Origin of the sequence: Sphingobium sp. SCG-1 (assembly GCF_002953135.1) — a bacterium.
GTDB lineage: Bacteria > Pseudomonadota > Alphaproteobacteria > Sphingomonadales > Sphingomonadaceae > Sphingobium.
This window is the reverse complement of sequence record NZ_CP026372.1, coordinates 2399746-2422476: the sequence shown is the minus strand read 5'-3', so window position 1 is coordinate 2422476 and position 22731 is coordinate 2399746. Positions and strand designations below refer to the sequence as shown.

Below are 22731 nucleotides of genomic sequence, written 5' to 3'. Positions count from 1 at the left end.
AAGTCTCCAACAAGAGCATCAGGCGGTTGCAACTTCCAGCCTGGCGCGCAGGCCGGCCTGTTCTGCATAGGCAGCAACCAGTTCAGCGGGAGTCCCGGTACCGAACACATAGCGATCGCCGCGCACAAGTACCGCACGCGCGCCTGCGTTGCCCAGCCATGCGCGCAGCGCCGGCGCGAACTGAGCCAGAGCGGACGAATCCACGTCGAACAGGCGCAGATCGGGTAAGCCGGGATCGACCGCGATGTCCGGTCCCTCACCGATGAGCCACGCCCCCCGCCCCAGCAGATCGTCCATCCACTGTGGTGCGGCGTCTTCGCGGCCGACGACCGGCTGGATGAAGCGCTCCCCCGCGTGCGGCGTTGCGGGCAGACCGAATGCAACGGCGAGGTTCGGCGAACTGATGTCCGGCATGGGCACCCCGGCTGCGCGATCGGCGAGCATCTGCGCATCGCGGGCTGCGGCCATCTCCCGATCGAGCGTGCAAACGACGCGGCCGGTCTCGATCGCGGCGCGCGTGATCATCCGCACGTGCGGCTCCCGCTCGAGCTGATAGCTCTTGAACAGCCGCTCCTCGTCGGCGCCGCCAAGCGCCAGTGCCAGGCGCCACGAAAGCGCCGCCGCGTCGCGGATGCCGGAGCACATGCCCTGCCCGGCAAAGGGCGGCATCTGGTGCGCGGCGTCGCCTGCGATAAATATCCGGCCGCGCCGCCATTGCTGCGCGATCAGCGCGTGGAAGCGATAGACCGCCTTCCGCTCGACTTCGCGCAGCCCGTGTCTGTCCCACGGCGACAATAGTCGGTCGATCGTTTCGGGCCGCAGCATCTCCTCAGCGGTTTCGCCGGGGAGCAGCATGAATTCGAAACGCCGGCGATTGTCGCCCATCACGACGTAGGTGGTGGGTCGGCCGGGATCGCAATATTGAATATTGTGACGCGGCAGCCGATTGTCGTCGTCGACGATCAGGTCGAGCACCAGCCAGGGTTCGTCGAAAATCAGATCGTCAAGTGTGATGCCCAGGCCCTCGCGAACAGGACTCCAGGCGCCGTCGCAACCGACCAGATAGCGCGACCGGACGATGACCTCTCCCGTCTTCGCATTCCAGCTGGTGACGATGCGGTCGCCCGTTTCCTCAAATCCCGCATAGCTCAACCCGGTCATCAGCTCGACGAGTGGATTGGCCGCGAGCCGCGCGCGGATCGCCAGTTCGACGCCTGGCTGATGCATCATATAGCCGGTCCAGCCGGTATCTGCGGGGCACCTGAGGTCAAAGGTCAGCAGGGCCTGCCCATGCTGATTCTGGAAGACATAGTGGTCCGCCGGTGTCGTCGCGCGCAGCACCGGTTCGACGATATCCAGCTGCTGGAACACCCGCATGATCTCATGATCGAAATGCGCGGCGCGCGGCAGCGGGTACACCTCGTCATTGGCTTCGCCGACGAAGACCCTGATCCCCGCCTGCCCAAGCAGCGCCGCCAGTGTGGCACCCACGGGCCCGGCTCCGACGATCGCGACGTCGCATTCGAAAATTCGGTCTGTCATTTGCCCCGATCCAAAGAAGCGACTGTTCAAGCGAAATCGGCGGGCGATTGCGGCCCCCATTGGTGGCCCATCATCGTAGGGATGTCGGTCACGTTGGGTGCGGCGCTCGCATCGAACACATCGCCATCGGTCCAGTGCTCGATCCGATGCCCCCAGGGGTCGCGCCAGTAGTCGAAAACCTGGCTGCCGAGGATATGGCGGCCCACGCCCCAATCGTGCCGGTAACCCTCGAGCTGGAGATGATGCGAGCCCGCCATCAGATCGTCGAGATCGGCAACCTCGAACGCAGCATGGTGGAAGCGCGCCGGAACGCCAGGAATAGACGCAAAATTCAAGGCATGATGATCGACCGCGATACGGCCACGGTCGCAGCGGATGAAAAGGGCGGCGACATTGCCGTCCGGCGCACGGACCTCGTCGGAGACGAGCAGGCCGAACCGGCTCTGCCACCATTGCCACGTGGCGCCGATGTTCGATACCGACATGACCACATGGCCGAGACGTGCAACGTGGGCAGGTCCCGCCACGACGCGCTTGGTCTCACCGGTCCGCGCCCGACGATCGACGGCATTCCAGGGTGCGCGCACGCCATGCGGCATCTCGGGCACCCGTGCCTTGCCGGCAATCACGTCGACGGGAAAACCGTCGGGGTCGGCCAGACTGATAACATGCCCGCCTCCCGGGCCCTCCGCAGGCCGGATCTCGGCCCCCTCCGCCTTCGCGAGGATCTCCAGATCGGCGAGGCTGGAGGCGCGCAGGGCAAGGCCGGCAAAGCCCGGCTCGCCTTGGATCGTCTCATGCACGAACGGTGCCGGGCCGGTGCCGCGCATGCGGAGCACACCAGGAGAATCATCCCCAAAGTCAAATAAGCCAAATGCTGTCAGGAAGCGTCGCATCTCGGCCAGGTCCGGCGCTGAAAAGCGAACAAACTCAACATCTTCAACACGGATCAGTGACATGGAATCCAGCTCCTGAACGGGTCGGCGAGATGCTTCTCGCCAAATCTATTTGACTTATAGTTTAATATAATGCCGCCGAAAGGGCAAGCAGGACCGCCTAGGCCCCAAAGCCGGGACGCGGCTAGAAGGCGACCCTGTCGGCACCCTTGGTCGCCAACATGGCGCGCGCCTCCGCCGGCGAGGCCACTTCCATCCCGAGCGTCTCGAAGATGGCGCGAATTGCGGCGACCTGCACCGCACTCGATTCCGCTAGCCGGCCGGGACCGACGAACAGACTGTCCTCCAGCCCGACGCGGACATTTCCGCCGAGCAGTGCGCTTAGGGTGATCATCGGCAGCTGGTGGCGCCCGGCGGCGAGGGCGGACAGGCGGTATTCCTTGCCGAACAGCCGATCGGCAGTGTCCTTGAAGTGGATCAGGTGGTTGGGATGCGCGGCGATTCCACCCAATATGCCGAACACGCCCTGCACGAAGAAAGGCGGCTCGATCAGCTTGCGATCGACGAAATGGGCGAGATTATAGAGGTGGCTGATGTCATAGCATTCGAACTCGAAGCGGGTGCCGTGCGCGCCCAGATCGCGCACCGCCCGCTCGATCTCGAGGAATGTGTTCGACAGGATCGCGCCGGCGGTGTTCTTGAGGAACGGCTCCTCCCAATCGTGCTTCCATTCCGTGATCCGGCTGGCCGCGCCCGAGATGTTGAAGTTCATCGAGCCCATGTTCATCGAAGCGAGCTCGGGTTTGGCCCACAAGGCCGCCGCCAGCCGCTCGTCCATGGTCATCCCCATGCCCCCGCCCGTGGTGATGTTGAGGATAGCGTCGCAGTCTTGCCTGATGCGGGGCAGGAACTCGGCGAACAGGCGGGGATCCGGCGACGGCTTGCCGGTTTCGGAATGCCGCGCGTGGAGATGAATCACAGACGCTCCCGCGTGGGCGGCAGCGACAGCATCGGCGGCGATCTCCTCCGGAGTGATCGGGAGATGCGGCGACATGCTCGGCGTGTGAATCGATCCTGTGACCGCGCACGTGATAATGACCTTTTGCATCCAGCTCTCTCCGCGACCCGTCTGCTATTGCCGCACTCTCGCGTAACTAGACTTAGCGTCCAGTAGAAATCAAGAAAGTTACGCGGATCGTGCTTTGAATCTGCCCTCACATCGCCGCGCCGCGGCAATATATTGGACTTTAAATCTAGTTCGGCTTAGCATCGCGAGCAACGCCCCGACACTCGGGCGTGGGGTGGCACGGCGAGGGAGAGATCAATGGAAGAATGCGTCGGGGTGGAGAATCACGGACATGCGCCGCACCCGCCGAAGGGCCCAGTCCACGTGCAGAGCGCCCTGACGGACCTGGACCGTCGATCGATGCTGGCGGCCGGCGTGGCCGGAATTGCCGCTTTTGCTTCGAGCAACCCTGCGAACGCGGCGCAACCGGTCGTGCGACACCCATCTGGCGCCACCGGAATCATTGACGTCCATACCCATTTCGTCCCGGACGCATATCGCAGCGCGGCCAGCGCCGCCGGGCACGTGAAGCCCGACGGCATGCCCGCCTTGCCGGCCTGGAGCGAAGCGGAGATGCTGGCGATGATGAACCGCCTCGGGATCGGCACCGCGATATTGTCGATAAGCTCCCCGGGCGTCCATTTCGGCAACGACGCGGCTGCGCGCCAGCTGGCGCGAACGGTAAACACCGAAGCCGCGCGGCTGAAGTCCGCGCATCCGGCGCGCTTCGGCTTCTTCGCATCGCTGCCCCTGCCGGATGTCGAGGGCGCGCTCGCCGAGGTCACGGCAGCGTTCGACAAGCTTGGTGCCGACGGCGTCATTCTCGAGTCGAACAGCGGCGGCATCTATCCCGGCGATCCGCGCTTCGATCCTGTCTATGCCGAGCTCAACCGCCGCGGCGCGGTGGTGCTGTTGCATCCGACCTCGCCGCATTGCCCGGGCTGCATCCAACCCGGACCGACGGTGCCTGCGCCGGTACTGGAGTTCATGTTCGAGACAACGCGCGCGGTTACCAATCTGGTGCTGACCAGATGCATCGAGCGCTATCCGCAAATCCGCTTCATCATCCCTCATGCCGGCGCCGCGATGCCTGTACTGGTCGATCGCATCGCCATGGCGGCCGCGATCATGCCGGGTATGGCCGGGACCTCGCCAGATGCGATCCTGGCGACGCTGCGCAAGCTCCACTTCGATCTCGCAGGGGCGCCAGTTCCGCGGTTGCTGACGGCCCTGCGAAGCTTCGCCGATCCGGAGCACCTGCTCTATGGCAGCGACTGGCCGTTCACACCCGAGGCTGCCGTGACCAAATTGCTGGCCCGGCTCAAGGTGAGTCTCGCGAGCGACGGCGACGCGCAGGCGATCTTCAGCGGCAATGCCAGACGCCTGTTCCCGCAGCTGGTCGAGCCCGGCACCGCGTCATGACCATCACCCTGTATCACGCGCCGATGAGTTGCTCGCTCGCCGCGCGCCTGGCGCTGGTCGAGGGCGATCTCGACCACGAACTCGTCGTCGTCGACACCTCTTCGGGCGAGCATCGCGGCGAGGTGTATCGCCGGATCAACCCGCTGCAGCGCGTGCCGGTGCTGGCCGTAAACGGGAACAGGATTCGGGAGAACAGCGCCATCCTGCCACTTATCGCCGATCTGGTGCCGGAGGCGGAATTGCTCCCGCCGGATTTCCTGGGGCGGGCGCAGGTGGCGTCGTGGATCGGCTATATCGCGACCGAATTGCACCCGAGTTGGTCGGCGGTCTTCCATCCCGGGCGCGTGACCGAGGATGCTGATGGTGCGGATGCGGTTCGCGGGGCCGCGATCGGACGGCTGTCAAACGCCTTCGACTTTCTTGAACATCAACTCGTGGACCGGCAATGGCTGACGGGCGAGATGCGGATCTGCGACTTGTATCTTGCCGTGCTGTCGGCGTGGCGCATGGTCCCGCATGTCGCGGGGCGCTTGCCAGAATTTCCGCGCCTGAGCGCACTGCAGCAGGCGGTGTTCACCCGTCCGAAACTGGCGCCGGTCGTGGCGGACGATATGAAGCTGCGCGCGGCGTTGTCCAGTCAGGCGGTTATCGGCGGCAGGTGAGACAGCCAGCGATATGGGTCGGACAGACGTTTTGCGGTTCAGGATCCCATAGGGACGCCGCACTGTAGACGGGTTCTGGACAGGGCGAAATCGACGCCGCTCTGATGCCTGCGTCCGCGCAAAGGTTCGAGCGCAACGTTATCAGGCACGCCTGCCCTGCGACGGACTTAATTGACTATACTAACAGGAATGTCGGGCGAGGTGCGCAATATGGTTTCTGCGCAGGCGTGAATGCGCGACGAGGGCTTGGGTACGAACGCTGCAAAGCTTCCCAGGAGACCGCGCCGCGGCTACTCCCGCCTGCTGAAGACCGGGTTTGATCCGGAGTCCAGAATAATGCATCTTCGATAACGGCAAATGACGGCCGCACTATTTGCGAGCCCGACCGAATGAAGGATGAATATCCCATGACGCAATCGTCCCGACCATCCCGCCCCGACCCGGCCGACGGGGCAGATACCACGCGCGTAGACCCGCGTTGGCGGCGTACCCGCGAAGCGATTCTGCGCGCGGGCCAGGAGCTGTTTGGGCGGCACCACCATAGCGTCGTAAGTCTCGATGAACTCATCCAACTGGCCGCAATCTCCAAGCAGTCTTTCTATAACCACTTTACCGACAAGGATGAGCTGGTAGCGGAGCTTCTTGACACTGCCCGGCACGAGTTTGACGCCTTGGCCAGCGCCGCCAATGGAGATGAAAAAGACCCGGCGTTGCGGATAGCCACGGGATTGTCGGTTTATGCCGGTCAAGCACTTGAAAACGCGGCGCACGCCCGGTTGCTGGCGCATCTTTTGTTCGAAAACATCAGTGCGGATTCCCAGACCAATAGCCCGGTCGTAGCGGACATCCGCCTCGGACTCGATCAGGGCCGCCTTGCGCTTTACACTGTCGAAACGGGAGCGGCATTCATCATCGGCGTGGGTGGCGCGCTGGTCAACCGAGTTTTACTTGATGGCGATCACGCTCGCGCGATGATGTCAGCGCAGCAATTTTGCACGTTGACCTTGAGAGCTTTCGGTATCGCTCCGATCGAGGCAGACGTCATTGCCGCGCGCGCTGTTGACCGGGTATTCCGCTCCAGATCGTGATATTTCTGGCCCAGGCCGGAGGAGAATTTCGGCGTCCCTATCGACATCCACGGGCACACACCCCGGTTATTCACGCCAGCCACGCACTTGCGGCCGGCTGTGCGGAACCGCTCCTCTCGCCCTATAGCTTGTCCCGGGCAGAGCGATAACAGTCCTCTTTGTATCGGAGTTCGTGCCCCGCAACGGTGCGGACCTAGCGCCGGCGGGCTGCTAGTACTCGCAACGCCGCGAACGCAGCAACCCTGTCGACTAGCGCGCGTGTACGGAAGCAGGACTAGCGGCTTCGCGGCGGCCCGCTGTGGTGGTGCACGGGCTCAACCGGCGGCGGACGCGTCGATGGCAGACGGGGCGGGTACTGACCGGCGATGCTTACCTGCGGACGCCAGCGCAGGTCTGATCTAGCGCCCCGGGCGGCGGCTGTGCAGCATTGCAGGTCATCCATCATCGCTCACGGTCGAACAGCCTTTCAGGCGTCAACCCGGCGATTAACTTCTCAGCCTAACCGGGATCGCGAGGGACGGCACCATCCGCATTCCGCCGATGGAGATCCTGCTTTTTGCCCAGAGGTCCATTATGCCGTACCCACGCTGCCGCCCTCAGCCTGTCGTGCCGGATCGCTGAGGCTACGGTCCAAATGGATGCCGGTTATAACAGAGGCTAGACGCGGCCATCGATGCGACGCATCTGCCCTGTGTACTGCAGGATTGCTCGGCGACCTCCAACGACATGAACAGCCGGGTGTACGCAGGCGACTTCCCGGACGGGCAATGCAACTCCAATCAATCTATTTGACTTGGAATATAATAGCTGTACATCACGGTTGCTGCGAATGAAGCAAACCAGAGCGGGCCGACTCCCGAGTCTGTGCCTTTCGACACACTTTGGTTCAATACGCGCCTGTCAACAAGACAGGGCAAATGGGAGGATCCGATGAAAGTTGCGCTTTTCGCCTCGGCCGCTTGTATTGTCGTGACGTCGGCCGCTCACGCCCAGACACAATCTGCTGACCCGGCTCTCGACGAGATCATCGTCACGGCAGAGCGACGCAGTGGAGACCTGCAAGACACGCCGGTGGCCGTAACGGCGATAACAAGCGAAGATTTGCAGGCGCGTGGCGTGCAATCTGTGCGAGGGCTTGAAGGCCTCGTGCCTAGCCTATCAATCGGCTCACAGACCAACGGACCCGGCGCAAACAGTGCCACCTTCTGGATCCGCGGCCTTGGGCAAATTCGTGCGGGCAACGGCAGTGAACCTTCCGTGCCGTTGTACATCGACGATTTTTACTATCCCGGCATTTCAGGCAATGTGTTGCGGGCGATGGACATTGAGCAGGTTGAAGTCCTTCGAGGGCCGCAAGGAACACTCTTCGGCCGCAACTCCATCGGCGGCGCGATCCGCTACCGCACGAGAAAGCCGACCGAAGACTTTGAGGGATTTTTAGAAGGAACCTACGGGAGTTACGACCGCATCGACCTCATCGGTGCGCTTAACGTCCCGATAGGTGACAAGCTAGCGGTTCGTCTGACGGGCGCCACGATGCAGACCGACGGATATGTCGACGAAGTGATCGGGGATCGCAAGGGAGGTGCCACTGAGAATCGGCTCGCTCGTGCGCAGGTGCGATTTCGGCCGACCGACGCGATCACAATTGATCTCAGCTACGAGCTTTCTGAAAGCGAAAGCCGTGGCTCCAGCACCTATATCTCCCAGATCAGCCCTACCGGCACCCTGGCTGCGCGATGGAATAGCCGCCCGACGAACTTGCCGCGCTACACGCAGGATTTGGCTTCGCCGTGCACCTACTGCACCTATGGCGGGCTACAAATCGACAATTTCAACGACACAAAGGCCAACCACTTGCGCTTCGTGGCCGATTGGCAGGTCAGCGATTCGCTTGAGTTGAAGTGGCTCAGCGGTCGTTCGCAGATTGACGATACTTATAGCAACGACTTGGACGGCAGCCCGGCGCATGTTGCCCGGCAAGGTAGCACAAATAGCATCGAATCGTGGTCGCACGAACTTCAGGCAATCGGGGATCTGGGAACCAAGTTCCATTATGTCGGGGGCCTGTTCTACTATAAGGAAGAGCTAGAGACGCTGGGCAGTCAGTTCTCACCAAACGCAGCCGGAATCGTGAACGAAGCGCGAGCCAGCAGTTTGACGAGGCGAGAATCCCTATCCGCATATGCAAATCTCACGCTTGATGTGACGGAACGCCTTTCGGTCACGGGGGGGCTGCGAGTTGGGCAGGAAGAGATCAGTATCCGCACGCTCAGCATCCTCCCAGTAGCAGGGATGTCCAACTCCGGCAGCTCAGACGAGGACATGGTTCTTCCCCTTCTGAGGGTCCAGTACGACTGGTCCAAAGACGTCATGACCTACGCGACGGTCAGCAGGGGTTTTCGAGCTGGCGGCTTCAACATCGTGCCTGCCAATGCTGATACAATCCCCTTTCAATCCGAGGAAGTAACTTCGTTCGAGGTCGGCGCGCGCACAGAGTTTTGGAATGGCCGGGCTCGCGTGAACCCCACGTTCTTTTACACCGACTACAAAAACATGCAGATTAATCGTCAATACACTCCGCCACCACCAGCTCCGCAAGCGCCGACGTCAATTCTAGAGAATGCCGGCGAGGCCCACATCTATGGCCTCGAACTGGAGTCCGACTTCGCCGTGACCGACGCGTTCCGTCTTCGCGTGAGTGGCGCATTCTTGGAGGGCGCATTCGACAGGCTAAATCCAGGTGTAGGCGTGAACCTCGGCAGTCCGCTGCCGCGCCTTCCGCGCTGGTCCTATACATTGGGCGGGCAGTATCGCGTCGAGCTGGCGTCCGGTGTGCGATTGACCGCCAACCTGGACTACTCCTGGCGCAGCGAGCAGGCGAGTGCAGCAAGCAATGTCGATGCCCTGGTCGTGCCCTCCTATGGTCTGCTGAACGGGCAGGTGGAGCTCCGCTCGGCCGACAAGCGCTGGAGCATAGCGGTGTTTGGCACGAACCTCGCGGATAAGGAGTATGTGACAGGTGGCCTCAATCTGCTGACCCTGGTTGGCAACCTGCGCTGGGACATGGGACGGCCGCGGGAGCTGGGTGTACGGTTGCGCTTCAATTACTGAAGGATTAGCCGCAGAAGGCTCGCTGCTGATCATGTATTCGAAACAGTCCGGAACTGCAGCTGTGCCGCTTGGAATAATGATCCTTACTGAGCCAATCGCTTGTAGGGGCAGCTTCCGCAGCGCACTCGTCGGCATCGGGACTGTGAATCCCAATGTCTCCAGGCTGACGCTTGGCCAATCATCCTCACGAGAGCGGCCGGAGCTTCTTCTGTCGGCGAGAGGGGCTTCCCTTGTGCCGGCGCCTTCTGAAGACAGCGAAAGCCGGCGAGCAGCAAGCACACACGCGGAAATGATTACTGGAATTCAAGGGAGACTGAGGATGCTTAGCAAGATGAAGTTTGCTGTCGCAGCCGCAACTACAATCGTTCTATCGGCTGGAGCTGCGTCGGCGACCGACCCCACGTTCGTGACTCTGGGCACCGCGTCCGGGCCGATTCCACGGCCCGCCCGCGCTCAGCCGGCGAACCTCCTGATATCAGGGGACCAGATGATCCTGGTGGATGTTGGCGATGGCGCGGCTCAGCAGGTTGGCAAAGCGGGCGTTCCCTTCGAGAAGATTCAGTCGGTCTTCATCAGCCACCTTCACTTTGACCATACGGGCGGACTGTTCGCGCTCCTGTCGCGGCGATTTCAGGTGCTGGCGCCGGCACCGATCACGATCTACGGCCCGCCTGGAACCAAAGCCACCGTGGATGCGCTCGTGCAGGCGATGCTGCCTGCAACCGAGGCGGCGGCCAATATCCGTGAACGCAGCCGCGTGTCGCCGGCCGAGACGGTCCAGGTTGTGGAGTTGAGCGACGGCTGGTCCGGGAGGATCGGCAACATCGCGATTACAGTCGCCGGCGAGTCGGCCGGATGCTTCCCCAGCGGCGCTGGAGGCCGTATCCCGACATTATCATGTCCAACACCTCTCCCCGGCGGAGGCAGGGCTCATGGCACAGCGAGCCGGCGCGAAAGCACTTGTACTGACTCACATTGGCATGAACGAGGATGAGATCCCGGCAGCGAAGGCGGCGATCGCCATGCATTACAAAGGGCCGGTGACGTTCGCCTCGGATCTGGATCGGTTCTAGGCGGTGGCAGCCGTCCGATCTCCTGGATCCGACGGCTGCTCTGTTCCCTGTGGCCGGAAGGAGGCGACATGCTCATTCTCGCAGCGATAATCTCGGGAGGTCGTGCATTTGGCGTGATTGAAACTGGATGATGGCTAACTAGTCCAGGCCTGAGACCCCGCCTCCCCCGGAGCAGTCGCGGAGGAGAGGCAGGGGCGTCGCGGCCGCCGCAACTGACTAGGGTCAGGACTCATTGGTCATAGCCAAAAGATGACGGTGGCAGCGAGAGCAATGGCGGAGAAGAAGACCGTCGGGCATCGGTCGTAGCGCGTGGCGACGCGGCGCCAGTCCTTCAGGCGACCGAACATGATCTCGATCCGGCTGCGGCGCCGGTAGCGCCGCTTGTCGTATCTGACCGGCTCGTTGCGCGATCTCCGACCTGGGATACATGGCTGGATGCCTTTGGCCTCCAGGGCGTCCCTGAACCAATCCGCATCATAGCCACGGTCGCCGAGCAGCCATTGCGCCTTCGGCAGGTCGTCGAGCAGGGCTGCCGCGCCGGTGTAGTCGCTGACCTGTCCGGCGGTCATGAAGAAGCTCAAGGGCCGTCCGTCCGCATCGCTGACGGCGTGCAGCTTGGTGTTCATGCCGCCCTTGGTGCGGCCGATCAGCCGCCCAAGACCCCCTTTTTAACCCGCAGGCTCGACGCCGTGCGGTGCGCCTTCAGGTAGGTCGCGTCGATCATGACGGTCTTCGGTACGGCCTCCGCTGCCGCAAGACCCTCCATCATCCGCAGGAAAACACCCCGTTCACCCCAACGCTTCCAGCGATTGTAGAGCGTCTTGTGCGGGCCGTACGCGCTCGGCGCATCACACCCGCGCAACCCGTTGCGATTGACGAAGACGATGCCGCTCAGCACCCGCCGGTCATCCACCCGCGGCCTGCCGTGGCTCTTGGGGAAGTACGGCTGCAGACGTGCCATCTGCTCATCAGTCAGCCAGTAAAGGTCACTCATCTACGGTCTCCTCGCGGAGCCTGAATCAGATCGTGACGCTCACATCAATGGGTCCTGAGCCTAGCGAGCGTCATAACGCGTTCGCGGTCCCAAGCGACATTCACTCGGAGCGTTCGGCTCGACGGATCGTCACCGAAAGCGGCTCTGTGCCGGCGAATTTCGCAGCGTCACCTCGAAGCTGGCCAAGGCGGATAAGCCCCGGCGAGTGATGCCCGTCGCGATAGAAGATCGCGAGATTGCCCCACGGCGCGTAGAAGGCCACGTCGCCTGCCTGTGGCGTCACGGCCTCCGGCGCGCTCTCTCGCGTCAACGGGTGCGGCAAATCAGCGATCTTCTCGTTCCCGCCATAGTCCTTGAGAATGAGGGTCAGAGGAAGCTGGGCGAGGAAGTCGCGCGCCGCAGGACCATCATTCATCTGCACGGTCCAGCTGCGGGAGCCGGATACAATCTCGACGGTCATCATGGTAGGCGCCCTTACCGGCGAACTTTTAGCTATCGATTGCTCCGTCGGCGCCGCCGTACCGCTCGGTTTGGCGCGCCCGCATCCAGCTCCGGTCAGCAGGGCAATGACCAACCCGACAGGAGCAAGACGCGATGAGTGGCTCATTCGGCCGATCCGGCGGCTTGGCGCTTCTTGCCGAACACGGGAAAGGCGGTTGCTTCCCCATAGTCGATGCGATCGCCGACATCGCGTAGCGCCGTCATGTCCTCATCGGAGATGATGAAGTCAACGGCGGCATTGTCACGGATATGCTCGGCGCTTGAAGACTTCGGCAGCGGCAGCAGCTCGAGTTGCAGGCAGTATCGGATGCAGAGCTGCGCGACGCCGACGCCATATTTATCCGCCAGCGCGACCAGCTTCCCGTTCTTGAGCGCCGCGCCATGCGCGACCGGCGAGTAGGCCTCGACCAGCAGCCCCTTGCTGCGGCTGTAGTCGATGAGATCAACCGGCGTGTCGCCGACATGGGCTAGGATCTGGTTGACCATCGGCGCTACGCTGCCGTGATCGAACAGATTGTCGAGATCGGGCGCCTCGAAGTTGGAGACGCCGATCGCACGAAGCTTGCCAGCCCGATAGGCCTCCTCGAGCGCGCGCCACGCCTCGAGATTGCCCTCGAAGAAGTGTTCGCCTTCGCGGAACTCGGCCCAAGGTTGCGGGCTGTGGATCAGCATTAGGTTGATATAATCGAGACCCAGTGCCTTCAACGACCCGTCGATCCGCTCACGCGCCTCGGCAAAGCTCTTGCACTCGGCGGCAAGCTTGGTGGTCACGAACAGCGCGTCGCGTTCGATGCCGCTGGCGCGTACGGCCTCGCCAACGCCACGCTCGTTGCCGTAGGCTTGAGCGGTGTCGATGTGGCGGTAGCCGATGCCGATGGCCTCACGCACGACCTGCCCCACCGCATCATCGTCGATCCGCCAGGTGCCGAGGCCGAGCCTGGGAATGGCAACGCCATTGGCGAGCGTGAATGTTTCTTCGAGGATCATGAGTTTCACTCCTTCGGCTCGCTGAGCGGCGCGAGATATTGCTCGTCGGTCACTTTCTCCATCCAGGTAACGGGCGTGCCATTCACCGATTCCTGGATAGCGATGTGGGTCATAGGTTCGTGCGGCGTGGCTCCGTGCCAATGCTTATGCTCAGCCGGACACCAAAGGATGTCGCCGGCATTGAATTCCAACTTCGGTCCGCCCTCGATCTGGGTCCAGCCGACGCCCTCGGTGACGATTAATGTCTGGCCCGCCGGATGCGTATGCCATGCCGTGCGGGCGCTGGGTTCGAACCTGACGATGGCGCCGCTGACCCGCGAGGGGTCCGGCCGCTGGAACTGGCCAGTGATCGTCGCCTTGCCGGTAAAATATTCCGCCGGCCCTTCGACAGTCTTCATGTCCGCCTTGCGACTAATTTCCATGCGAGGTGCTCCTAGTTGGGACGAGTTTGGCCGCGCCTGCGCGTCCGCTGCACTTGGCGATGAAACGCTTATGAGTGTCGCCGCGCCGAGAATATATTTCATGCACATGAGTTACAGGCTCCGGCCGAAGAACTCGGCGATCCGGTCGAACGGGACCTTGTCCTTGCGATCGTACAAATCGACGTGGTTGGCGCCGGTTATGATCAGGAGTTCCTTCGGCTCGGCGGCGGCAGCGAAGGCGGTTTCGCTGAAGTAGCGCGAATGCGCCTTCTCCCCGTGGATCAGCAGCATCGGTCGCGGCGCGATCTCCTTTATGTAGCTCAGAAACGGCATGTTCATGAACGACAGCGGGTTGGTGACCGTCCACGACGCGTTCGAATTCACCGACCTGGGATGGAAGCCGCGCGGCGTCTTGTAATAGTCGTGATAGTCGACCAGGAACTGCGCCTCGCCGCCCTTCAGCTCGTTCATCGGCGGGCCGTATGCAGGCGTTCCCCGCTCGGCGTCCTCCCAGCGCTGCCGGCTCAGTTGCTCCAGCATCTGCGTACGCTGCTCAAGCGTGACACTGTCGTTATAACCCTTCGCCATCACGCGGGTCATGTCGTACATTGTGACAGCCACGACCGCCTTGACCCGCTTATCCACGGCGACCGCGTTCAACGCCATCCCGCCCCAGCCACAGATGCCGGTCACGCCGATGCGCTCGCGGTCGACGAAGGCTTGCAGGCCAAGATAGTCGACCGCCGCACTGAAATCCTCGGTGTTGATGTCGGGCGAGGCGACGTTGCGCGGCTCGCCGCCGCTTTCGCCGGTATAGGATGGATCGAACGCGATCGCCGCGAAGCCGCGCTCTGCCATCGTCTGTGCATAGAGCCCCCGACGACTGCTCCTTCACAGCACCGAACGGACCGCTGATCGCCAACGCGGGCAGCCGAGCGGCTCCGCGGTCCTTGGGCAGATAGAGATCGCCGGACAGTGTGATGCCGTAGCGGTTCTTGAAGCTCACCTTGCGGTGATCGACACGGCTGCCCTTGGGGAACACCTTGTCCCAATCGGTACTGCCATGGGCGGCGGCGGAGCTTGTGGAGGGCAGCGCCATCAGGCTGCTTGCGGCGACGGCTGCGCCGCTGAGTTGCAGGATGCCCCGCCGGCTCACCTGAGCATGGCTGGTGCTTTGCGATTCGATATTCATCTAAGTTCTCCGACTATTCCTGAATTGAGGGTTTGCGGTTGCCGAGCATGCCGAGCAGGGCTGAACCGGCGAGCAGGACCGCGCTGGCAAGGAAGGTCGCGCGGTGCCCGGCGGCGTCGAAGAGCAGGCCGCCGCCCGCCGCGCCCAGCGTGATCGCCAGCTGGATGACCGCGACCATCAGTCCGCCGCCCGCTTCTGCATCGTCGGGCAGCGTGCGGCTGAGCCACGTCCACCATGCGACTGGAAGCGCCGTGCCGATTAGACCCCAGCCGGCGAGCAGAGCGGCGGTGGGCAGCGGCATCGTGCCAAACGCGATCAGACCAATGGCAATCGCCGCCATGCCCAAGGGCGCGACAATCAAGGTGGCGGACAGGCTCCGCGTCACGGCGCGCCCGATCAGCCAGGTGCCGATGAGGCCCGCGCCGCCCATGCCCAGCAGCACAAGCGAGAGCAGCGAGACGCTCAACTGCGTCACGCCCTCAAGAAACGGCCTCAGATAGGTGAAGAGCGTGAATTGCCCCATGAACAGCAGCGCGACCGCGGCCATGCCGATGCGCGCCTCGGGCCGCTTCAGCACGGCGAGCGCGTTGGCGGCACGCGCATCGCGCGGCGAGGACATCTGCGGCAGCGCGCGCCACAGCCAGACAAAGGAGGTAGCGGCTAGCGGAACGACGATGAAGAAGGCGCCGCGCCAGCCGATATACTGCCCCAGGAAACTGCCGAGCGGGGCTGCGATCGTGGTCGCCAGCGCATTGCCGCCGTTCAGCATTGCAAGGCCCCGAGGCACCTGGTCCTCGGGTAGCAAGCGCATGACGGTTGCCGCCGACATCGACCAGAACCCGCCGATGACGATGCCGAGCAGCGCTCGACCCGCCATCAACACCGCGTAGTTCGGCGCGAACGCGACCATCGCGCCCGACACGAGCATCAGCACGGCGAGACCAAGGAGAAGTTTGCGGCGATCAAGTCCACGGGTCAGCGACGTGATCGTCAGGCTCGCGAGAACCGCGAACAGGCCGGACACGGAAATGGCCTGACCGGCCGCACCTTCGGTCAGGCGCAGGTCGATGGCGATCGGGGTGAGGATGCTCACTGGCATGAATTCGGACGCGATCAGCGTTGCCACGCACAGCGTCAGGGCAACCACAGCGCCCCAGCCACCGCTGCCCGCTCGCGTCGGCGACTGCATCGCTGCAAGTTCGAGGTCGGCGCTGGTTGCCATTACGGTCTCACTTTCATCCAATCGCCCCGGGACGTTCCGGGACAGGCATATTATGGTGAGTGCCGACGCGACGGATTAGACGGTGCTGCGTTGATGAACCAGTGAGCGCTGCTCAACGATCAGCGCCAATCATCTCCGCGGATGTGATCGATGAGCAGACGGAGCGCGGTCGGTAATTGTCGCCGCCCGGGATAATAGATATGGAAGCCCGGACCAGGTGAAGCCCAATCCTCAAGCACGATCCGCAGGTCGCCGCGCGCTACGTCGGGCAACGCCAGCGGCTCCGGCAGATAGGCAATGGCAGCGGCGCGTCGAGCGAGCTCTAGCGCCAAGGCGCTGTTGTCGATGGTGATCGCGCCGGGCACGTCGACGGCAACGCTCTCGTCATTGCGATCGAACTCCCAGGCATAGCGGCTGTCATCCCCCAGACGAAAGCGAAGACAGTTGTGCGACATCAGATCGTTCGGATGAAGCGGTGTGCCGTGCCGCTCGAAATAGGCCGGCGCACCCGTCGCGACCCAACGCATGTCGGGAAACAGCCGCTGCGCCACCATGTCCTCGGGTACGGTTCCGCCATAGCGAATGCCGGCGTCCGCACCTGCCTCGACTACATCCACCATGTCATTGCTGACGACCACGTCGACCTCGATATGGGGATAGCGCTGAATGAAGCTCGGCAGTGCCGGTGCAAGCAACATTGTCGCCGCGTGTTCCAGCACATTCAGTCGGATGCGACCGGCCGGGTCGTCGCGGTAGCGGTTCAGCACGTCAACGGCGGTGCCAATTGCATCGAAATGTGCGGAGATCGCAGCGCGCAGTTCCTCGCCCGCTGCGGTCAGCGTGACGCTGCGGCTGGTGCGATTGAGCAGGCGCACGCCGAGGCGCGCTTCGAGACCTTTCAGCGAATGACTTAGCGCCGACGCACTGACACCGACTTCAAGCCCCGCACGGCGAAAGCTGCGATGCCGCGCAATCGCAAGAAAATAGCTGAAGTCAGCGAGATCGGTCCGGTTTAGCTGCACGTCGCCATTGTGCCGATGCGCGGCCGCAACAGCAACAGTGGTGAGATGCGCTCAACATTGTAAGATCCCGCCACGCTTCGGGGTTCCGACAGGTTCCTTCAGCCTTCCTGAGCCTGGGAGCCGACCGGCGGCGAAATCCTGAGGTCTGGCCACTCCACTGGCCAATTTTGAACCGTACGGATTGTCGTTCCCAGCAGAATTGCGGCTGCTATCAGAAACGGACATTTGCTGTGCCCTTGGCGAACGACTTGGTTTGGGTTGCGACCTGCCGGTTAGCGGACAGACCGCATCTAGGTACGTAAAATTGGCGGCCGAATGGCGACAAAGGGTCGTCTTTGACCGATGGAGGGAAGTTGAGCTTTAATTAGATGCGTGCCTGCTTTGTCCTCTTCTTGCCCGCCGCGAGCCTCAGCCGTTCTTCCCGGCAGCGCATTGTACTTCCATCATTGGCCCACAAGCCGAGAAAAATCTCATTGGTCTATAGCGGGGTCTCAAGTTCTTTTCGTTTCACAAGAAGACGCATTGAATGAGGGCGCACAGCAAGGGGCCTGACTTGATCATCAAAGGGAGAGGTGCGGCACCATTAGATGCCCCTGATCGGCTCGTTGAGAAACAGGGAGCCATTAATGTCAGCCAGTTCGTTCATTCGCTTTTCTTCACGCACAGCCTTACTGCTCGCGTGCGCCGCCGGAACGCTTGGCATTGCTCATGCACAGGAACCGGAAGTAGGTAATGACGAGGAGATAACTGTCACCGGCCGCCGTATCTCACAATCTGCCGAAGCAATCGGCGAAGACAAGATCACCAACACCGTCGCGATCACGCGGGAGGCACTGTTGTCTGCGCCTTCGGGCATCTCGGGCCTTAAGATGCTCGAACAGCTTCCCGGCTTTAATGTGCAGACAGACGGCGCTCTTGGTCTCTACGAGTTCGGCAACAGCGTCCAGACACGCGCCTTCAATCTGGACCAGATCGGTTTCTTGGTCGATGGTATCCCTACTGGCCGCAGCGATGCCTTCGGCGGAAGCCCGGTATTCCGCTATGTCGATAATGAAAATTTGGGCGCGGTGGTTGCGTCGATTGGCGCGGGCGATGTTGGCCTCCCGAGCTATTCTACGCTCGGCCCCGTCATCCAGTACAATTCCATCGCGCCCCAGGACGATCTTGGCCTCTTCGTCTCGCAGAGCTTTGGCGACCAGGATCTCAAGCGAACCTTCATTCGTTTCAGCACCGGCAAGGTTGGCCCGTTCAAAGCTTATGTCAGTCGAACCAAGCTCAACAGCGACCTGTGGCGTGGTCCAGGTTCTGTCGATCGTGAACATTGGGAAGGCCAGATCCACGCCGACCTGGGGGGCGACAGCTGGGCGCGCCTCAAGTTCGTCTCGAACGACTTTTTCGACTACGATTCTCCCACGATCACGCGCGGCCAGTATAATTGCGTGAGCCGGGATCTGGAGGGGAATTGCGGCCGCGATTATGCCTATCTCAGCACCGTGCCGCTTAACACTGCGCCCGGCTTTTCGCCACTGGCGACGGCGCCCGGTGTCTATTATTCCAATGCCAATTACGTGCAGAACTACAATTTGGCCATCAACGTCCGTAAGGACAAGCTGTATGGCGGCACCGTCCACGCCGGCATCGCCGAGGGCGTATGGTGGGACACGACGGCCTATTATGAGGACAAGAATGGCTATGGCGTGTCGCCTGACGGCTATGCCAACTCGCTGGGCCGCTACACTCCGCAAAGGCAGGCCGGGCTTGCCGTTTTCGCACCAAAAGGCGTGCAATTCGGCCGCTCGGGCGTAGGCGGTGATCGCTACGGTATCGTTTCCAAACTGCATTGGGAGATGGGCGCGAACACCGTCGAGGCGGGCATATGGGGAGAGGTCGATAAATATCACCGTACCCAGGCTCGCTACAACACGACCGATGGCCGCCCCGACAGCGCACCCAACCTCGCCGAACTGGTATATCTGCGCCGCGACTATCGCTCCAAGCGCGATACGACTCAGGTCTTCCTGAAAGACACGTTGTCGCTCGCCGATGACAGGCTCGTGCTCGATTTCGGTTTCAAGGGCCTGGCCCTCGATTATGTCCACAACGGCTATCGCGATTTCGACGATTATTACCGCCTCGTGGGGGGCGTCGGCGTTCCCGGATGGGGGCCGCAGCGCAACTCGGCGCAGTACAAGGACATGTTCCTGCCGATGGCGGGCCTGCTCTACAAGATCGACGGACGCTCCCAGATCTTTGCCTCCTACGCTGAAAACATGGCGTTGCCCAGGGGCATGGATGACATCTATTCGGTTACGCGGCCCGGCACGGCCGCTGTCGTGCCCCAGCCTTCGCCGGAGCGGTCCAAGAATATGGAACTGGGCATTCGCACCAACCAGGGCGAAGTCTATGCATCGCTGGCGGCCTATTACACGAAGTTCGACAATCGCATCCAGTCGATCACGACCTTCCTGCCGGGCGCTGGCGCGGCGACGGAAACCTTTTTCCAGAATGTCGGCCGGGTGGAGTCCTATGGGGTTGAATTCAGCGGCACCTACAAGCCGTCTTTCCTGAATGGCCTGGCCTATGGCAACCTCAACGTCACTTACAACAATGCCAAGTTCAAGGACGATATCCCGGCGGCGACGCCGATCATGATCGCCGACAAATATATCCCCGACAGTGCCAAGTGGATCGTCAGCGGTGGCGTCACTATCGAACCGGCAAGCTGGCTGGTCGGCAACATCTCTGGCAAATATACGTCGCGCCGCTGGTCGACCTTTACCAACGCACCGGGCTCTAGTGTGCCAGCCTATACGGTCTTCAGCGGTTACGTGGATATCGGTGACGGCATAACCTTTGGACCGGTCAAGGGGATCAAAGCCCGAATCAACGTCGACAATATCTTCGACAAGGATGTGTTATCCTTCATCTCGACATCGGTTACAGGCGACGGCCTTTTCCGGCCGCTTTCGCCCCGTACCTTCCAGTTCACCATTTCCGGCGAGATCTGATCATGCGGCATTACCTTTGGGGAGCTGCACTGGTCGCGCTGCTCCCGATCGCGTCCGTGCATGCTCAGACGATCTCGAAGCCCACCGCGAAACTGCACGAGCGGATGATCACGCTCGACAGCCACCTCGATACCCCGGCCTCGCTCGATCAACCTGGCTGGTCGATCGAGGAGGAACATGATGTCCTGAGCGACTTCACGCAGGTCGACTTGCCCCGGATGAAGAAGGGAGGCCTGGATGGTGGCTTCTGGGCCATCTATACCGGCCAGGGGCCATTGACCGTCGAGGGTTTTCGCAAGGCGCGCGATTTTGCGGTGATTCGCGGCGTGTCGATCAGGGAGATGGTCGCAGCGGACCCGAAGAATTTCGCATTGGCACTGGAGGCCAAGGATGCGGCAACGATCGCGGCTGCAGGCAAGCGGATCGTCTATATGTCGATCGAGAACGCCTATCCGCTGGGCGAGGACGTGTCGCTGATCGACCTGTTCCACGACATGGGCGTACGCGTTTCGGGCTTTGCGCATTTTGCTCACAATCAATTCGCCGACAGCTCGACCGATCCGTCCAAGAAGCCGCGCTATGGCGGCCTTAGTCCCCTTGGCAAGGATCTGCTCAAGGAGATGAACCGTCTCGGCATCGTGCCTGACGCCTCGCATAGCAGCGACCAGGTGCTTGATGATCTGCTGGCGCTGTCCACATCGCCGGTGCTTTTGACGCACTCGGGATGCAAGGCGGTCTACGATCATCCTCGCAATATCGATGACGCGCATTTGAAGGCGCTTGCGGCCAAGGGCGGGGTCATCCAGATGAACGCTTACGGCAGCTACCTGCGCGCCATCAAGCCGGATCCGGAACGGCAAAAGGCGATGATGGCCCTGTTCGGCCAGATGCGAGACGGTGCAAAGATGTCGCCGGAATTGCGGACGCAACTGCTGGCCAAGCGGCAGGAGATCGATAAGCTCTATCCTGACACGGACAAGCCAACCTTCGACGATTTCATGGCGCATATGTTGCACGCACTGACGGTGGTCGGGCCCGACCATGTCGGTATCGGTCTGGATTGGGATGGTGGAGGTGGTGTGGTCGGAATGGAGGACGTACAGGCCTTGCCCAAGATAACGGCTGCTCTGCTTAAGGCTGGCTATTCGGAAAGCGACATCGCCAAAATATGGTCGGGAAATGTACTGCGGGTTTTGGCGGCAGCCGAAGCCGCCAAGTTGTCAAAGTGATTCCCGATCACGAATTGCCCGCCTTATGGGTGTTGAAGGAATTGTCGCCAAAGCGAGGCGACTGCCGGCGTTAGATATGACGCCCGTGCATCGCACGCGGATGCCGAAGCTGCGTTCGGCCTGCGCAGGGAACCCTTAGCGAAGAGGAAGCAGAACGTCCGCTGCGGGATAGCTAAACTTATGCCCTGAGCGGCGACAAAGGGTCGACATCAGTAGACGGGAGGTGGGACATTGCTGGCATTCCCGCCAATCCACGCAAATGGCAGCTCCTGACAGGAGCGGACGTTCGACGGGACGTCGCCGTTCACACCCGAACTGCGTAAGATGGGCCGATTTTAGACTGTCGGCTCTTCAGCGGAGATGATGCTATAGCTGCCGGTCCTCTTTCGGGCGGGCGATCCATCGTGAGAGAAAATACCTGCCGGACGTCTCACGACCAGTTTCTAACATTTCAAATAAATACGGGATCACTCGGAAGCGGACATTTCAGGTCCGTCCATCACAGTGGGAACATCGCGCGATGTGATCGCGAGATAGCCACCCGTAAGCGAAATGAACGAAGTCCCCTCCTTCTTCGAAATATGCCACTGGACAACATTTCCGAAGCCCCTATTTTTTGCAAGTTCCTTGATGTCCGCGATGGTACTGACGGACGTAACTTTCGTGAACAGGATTTTGAGCGGGATGCGATCTCGGCACTGATCGGTCGGATAGGAAAGGAAGCTGACTGTGACAGTCTCCGCAACCGGATCAACAAGGATGGTTTCAATTTGAGAGTCGTGACCGGACATCTCATCAAACAACAGCTCTTGCACCAGTGCCACTCCTCGCATGTATCGGCACCGTCTATTGCCCGGGGCGACAGCACGTTCAAGTGGCAGCTATGTCAGTAATTTTTCAATTAGCTGACATTCCGCTATCCACCCATCTAAGACATTCCCCTGTCCTACACCCCACCCCATCCGCTACACCCCCGCCCGTGCCTCAAGCCTAACGCCCTGCACGCAATCTCCGCCGCACCCCCTCCGGCCCGAACCGCACCTCGCGCAAGGGCAGGTCAGCCGACGGCACACCGATTGCAAAGCTGCACTGGCGACCAAGACCGACGGCGCAACGGCTGGCAGCGCCATAAAGCTGTCCTGAGCAGCAAAAGGCTGCGTACACTTCAGGCGGGGGCCTTCGGCTGGCCTGAACTCTTGTGACGAGGGGAGAAAGTGATGCATCTGCCCCAACAATGCGGCACAAGCGCCATCGTGCTCCTGCGCACGCAGGAGCCTGGAGTGTGTGGCAT

The 22731-nt window shown here is 61.7% G+C and carries 18 protein-coding genes; 7 read left to right on the top strand and 11 right to left on the bottom strand.

Going from position 1 to position 22731, the window contains the following annotated elements:
• Positions 1-18 precede the first annotated feature (18 nt).
• The 3 genes from C1T17_RS11075 to C1T17_RS11065 form a co-directional block, all read right to left on the bottom strand.
• Positions 19-1542, bottom strand: coding sequence for a bifunctional 3-(3-hydroxy-phenyl)propionate/3-hydroxycinnamic acid hydroxylase (locus C1T17_RS11075; protein ID WP_189338315.1), 1524 nt, complete (start codon positions 1540-1542; stop codon positions 19-21).
• Between the two features lie 26 nt (positions 1543-1568).
• A complete protein-coding gene (locus C1T17_RS11070) occupies positions 1569-2501 on the bottom strand; it encodes a VOC family protein (RefSeq protein ID WP_223262549.1) in 933 nt (310 codons plus the stop codon).
• A 121-nt stretch (positions 2502-2622) separates the two neighbouring features.
• Positions 2623-3546: a 3-keto-5-aminohexanoate cleavage protein gene (locus C1T17_RS11065; RefSeq protein ID WP_104953494.1), complete on the bottom strand. Its 924-nt coding sequence runs from the start codon at positions 3544-3546 to the stop codon at positions 2623-2625.
• A gap of 216 nt (positions 3547-3762) precedes the next feature.
• On the opposite strand from C1T17_RS11065, the gene C1T17_RS11060 reads away from it, so the two are divergent.
• From C1T17_RS11060 to C1T17_RS11040, 5 genes are all read left to right on the top strand, one after another.
• The gene (locus C1T17_RS11060) at positions 3763-4926 is read left to right on the top strand and encodes an amidohydrolase family protein (protein ID WP_223262548.1); all 1164 of its coding nucleotides are present in this window, start codon (positions 3763-3765) and stop codon (positions 4924-4926) included.
• The gene (locus C1T17_RS11055; RefSeq protein ID WP_104953493.1) at positions 4923-5588 is read left to right on the top strand and encodes a glutathione S-transferase family protein; all 666 of its coding nucleotides are present in this window, start codon (positions 4923-4925) and stop codon (positions 5586-5588) included. The genes C1T17_RS11060 and C1T17_RS11055 overlap by 4 nt, the downstream gene beginning before the upstream one ends.
• A 407-nt stretch (positions 5589-5995) precedes the next feature.
• Positions 5996-6676, top strand: a complete 681-nt coding sequence (locus tag C1T17_RS11050; RefSeq protein ID WP_189338314.1) for a TetR/AcrR family transcriptional regulator — start codon at positions 5996-5998, stop codon at positions 6674-6676.
• 930 nt (positions 6677-7606) lie between these two features.
• Positions 7607-9790, top strand: a complete 2184-nt coding sequence (locus tag C1T17_RS11045; RefSeq protein ID WP_104953491.1) for a TonB-dependent receptor — start codon at positions 7607-7609, stop codon at positions 9788-9790.
• Positions 9791-10109: 319 nt separating this feature from the next.
• Positions 10110-10784: an MBL fold metallo-hydrolase gene (locus tag C1T17_RS11040; protein WP_189338313.1), complete on the top strand. Its 675-nt coding sequence runs from the start codon at positions 10110-10112 to the stop codon at positions 10782-10784.
• 315 nt (positions 10785-11099) lie between these two features.
• Here the strand turns inward: C1T17_RS11040 and C1T17_RS11035 are convergent.
• The 7 genes from C1T17_RS11035 to C1T17_RS11005 form a co-directional block, all read right to left on the bottom strand.
• A protein-coding gene (locus tag C1T17_RS11035) for an IS5 family transposase (protein WP_104953489.1) occupies positions 11100-11857 on the bottom strand; the annotation gives its coding sequence in 2 pieces (ribosomal slippage) (positions 11100-11533 and positions 11533-11857; 759 coding nt in all).
• Positions 11858-11957: 100 nt separating this feature from the next.
• The gene (locus C1T17_RS11030) at positions 11958-12320 is read right to left on the bottom strand and encodes a cyclophilin-like fold protein (protein WP_104953488.1); all 363 of its coding nucleotides are present in this window, start codon (positions 12318-12320) and stop codon (positions 11958-11960) included.
• A gap of 140 nt (positions 12321-12460) precedes the next feature.
• Positions 12461-13345, bottom strand: a complete 885-nt coding sequence (locus C1T17_RS11025) for an aldo/keto reductase (RefSeq protein ID WP_104953487.1) — start codon at positions 13343-13345, stop codon at positions 12461-12463.
• A gap of 5 nt (positions 13346-13350) precedes the next feature.
• Positions 13351-13767 (bottom strand): cupin domain-containing protein, encoded by a 417-nt coding sequence (locus tag C1T17_RS11020; protein ID WP_104953486.1) that lies wholly within the window; start codon positions 13765-13767, stop codon positions 13351-13353.
• 111 nt (positions 13768-13878) lie between these two features.
• Positions 13879-14625, bottom strand: coding sequence for an alpha/beta hydrolase (locus tag C1T17_RS11015; RefSeq protein ID WP_223262547.1), 747 nt, complete (start codon positions 14623-14625; stop codon positions 13879-13881).
• Positions 14626-14972: 347 nt separating this feature from the next.
• Positions 14973-16181: an MFS transporter gene (locus C1T17_RS11010; RefSeq protein WP_104953485.1), complete on the bottom strand. Its 1209-nt coding sequence runs from the start codon at positions 16179-16181 to the stop codon at positions 14973-14975.
• A gap of 119 nt (positions 16182-16300) precedes the next feature.
• Positions 16301-17203, bottom strand: a complete 903-nt coding sequence (locus C1T17_RS11005; RefSeq protein WP_104953484.1) for a LysR family transcriptional regulator — start codon at positions 17201-17203, stop codon at positions 16301-16303.
• Positions 17204-17829: 626 nt separating this feature from the next.
• Between C1T17_RS11005 and C1T17_RS11000 the strand changes: the two genes are divergently transcribed.
• Positions 17830-20211, top strand: a complete 2382-nt coding sequence (locus C1T17_RS11000; protein WP_104953483.1) for a TonB-dependent receptor — start codon at positions 17830-17832, stop codon at positions 20209-20211.
• Between the two features lie 2 nt (positions 20212-20213).
• Positions 20214-21440: a dipeptidase gene (locus C1T17_RS10995; RefSeq protein WP_104953482.1), complete on the top strand. Its 1227-nt coding sequence runs from the start codon at positions 20214-20216 to the stop codon at positions 21438-21440.
• Positions 21441-21907: 467 nt separating this feature from the next.
• On the opposite strand, the gene C1T17_RS10990 is transcribed toward C1T17_RS10995, so the two are convergent.
• Positions 21908-22264 carry a hypothetical protein gene (locus C1T17_RS10990; RefSeq protein WP_104953481.1) on the bottom strand — a complete coding sequence of 119 codons (357 nt, stop codon included), beginning with the start codon at positions 22262-22264 and terminating at the stop codon, positions 21908-21910.
• Positions 22265-22731: the final 467 nt, after the last annotated feature.

What these genes read in the sequence shown, in the direction of transcription:
- C1T17_RS11065 (WP_104953494.1), bottom strand. Translation starts at nt 3,546, where the DNA reads ATGCAAAAGGTCATTATCACGTGCGCGGTCACAGGATCGATTCACACG.
- C1T17_RS11050 (WP_189338314.1), top strand. Translation starts at nt 5,996, where the DNA reads ATGACGCAATCGTCCCGACCATCCCGCCCCGACCCGGCCGACGGGGCA.
- C1T17_RS11045 (WP_104953491.1), top strand. Translation starts at nt 7,607, where the DNA reads ATGAAAGTTGCGCTTTTCGCCTCGGCCGCTTGTATTGTCGTGACGTCG.
- C1T17_RS11055 (WP_104953493.1), top strand. Translation starts at nt 4,923, where the DNA reads ATGACCATCACCCTGTATCACGCGCCGATGAGTTGCTCGCTCGCCGCG.
- C1T17_RS11075 (WP_189338315.1), bottom strand. Translation starts at nt 1,542, where the DNA reads ATGACAGACCGAATTTTCGAATGCGACGTCGCGATCGTCGGAGCCGGG.
- C1T17_RS11070 (WP_223262549.1), bottom strand. Translation starts at nt 2,501, where the DNA reads ATGTCACTGATCCGTGTTGAAGATGTTGAGTTTGTTCGCTTTTCAGCG.
- C1T17_RS11010 (WP_104953485.1), bottom strand. Translation starts at nt 16,181, where the DNA reads ATGGCAACCAGCGCCGACCTCGAACTTGCAGCGATGCAGTCGCCGACG.
- C1T17_RS11060 (WP_223262548.1), top strand. Translation starts at nt 3,763, where the DNA reads ATGGAAGAATGCGTCGGGGTGGAGAATCACGGACATGCGCCGCACCCG.
- C1T17_RS11040 (WP_189338313.1), top strand. Translation starts at nt 10,110, where the DNA reads ATGCTTAGCAAGATGAAGTTTGCTGTCGCAGCCGCAACTACAATCGTT.
- C1T17_RS11025 (WP_104953487.1), bottom strand. Translation starts at nt 13,345, where the DNA reads ATGATCCTCGAAGAAACATTCACGCTCGCCAATGGCGTTGCCATTCCC.
- C1T17_RS11015 (WP_223262547.1), bottom strand. Translation starts at nt 14,625, where the DNA reads ATGGCAGAGCGCGGCTTCGCGGCGATCGCGTTCGATCCATCCTATACC.
- C1T17_RS10995 (WP_104953482.1), top strand. Translation starts at nt 20,214, where the DNA reads ATGCGGCATTACCTTTGGGGAGCTGCACTGGTCGCGCTGCTCCCGATC.
- C1T17_RS11030 (WP_104953488.1), bottom strand. Translation starts at nt 12,320, where the DNA reads ATGATGACCGTCGAGATTGTATCCGGCTCCCGCAGCTGGACCGTGCAG.
- C1T17_RS11020 (WP_104953486.1), bottom strand. Translation starts at nt 13,767, where the DNA reads ATGGAAATTAGTCGCAAGGCGGACATGAAGACTGTCGAAGGGCCGGCG.
- C1T17_RS11000 (WP_104953483.1), top strand. Translation starts at nt 17,830, where the DNA reads ATGTCAGCCAGTTCGTTCATTCGCTTTTCTTCACGCACAGCCTTACTG.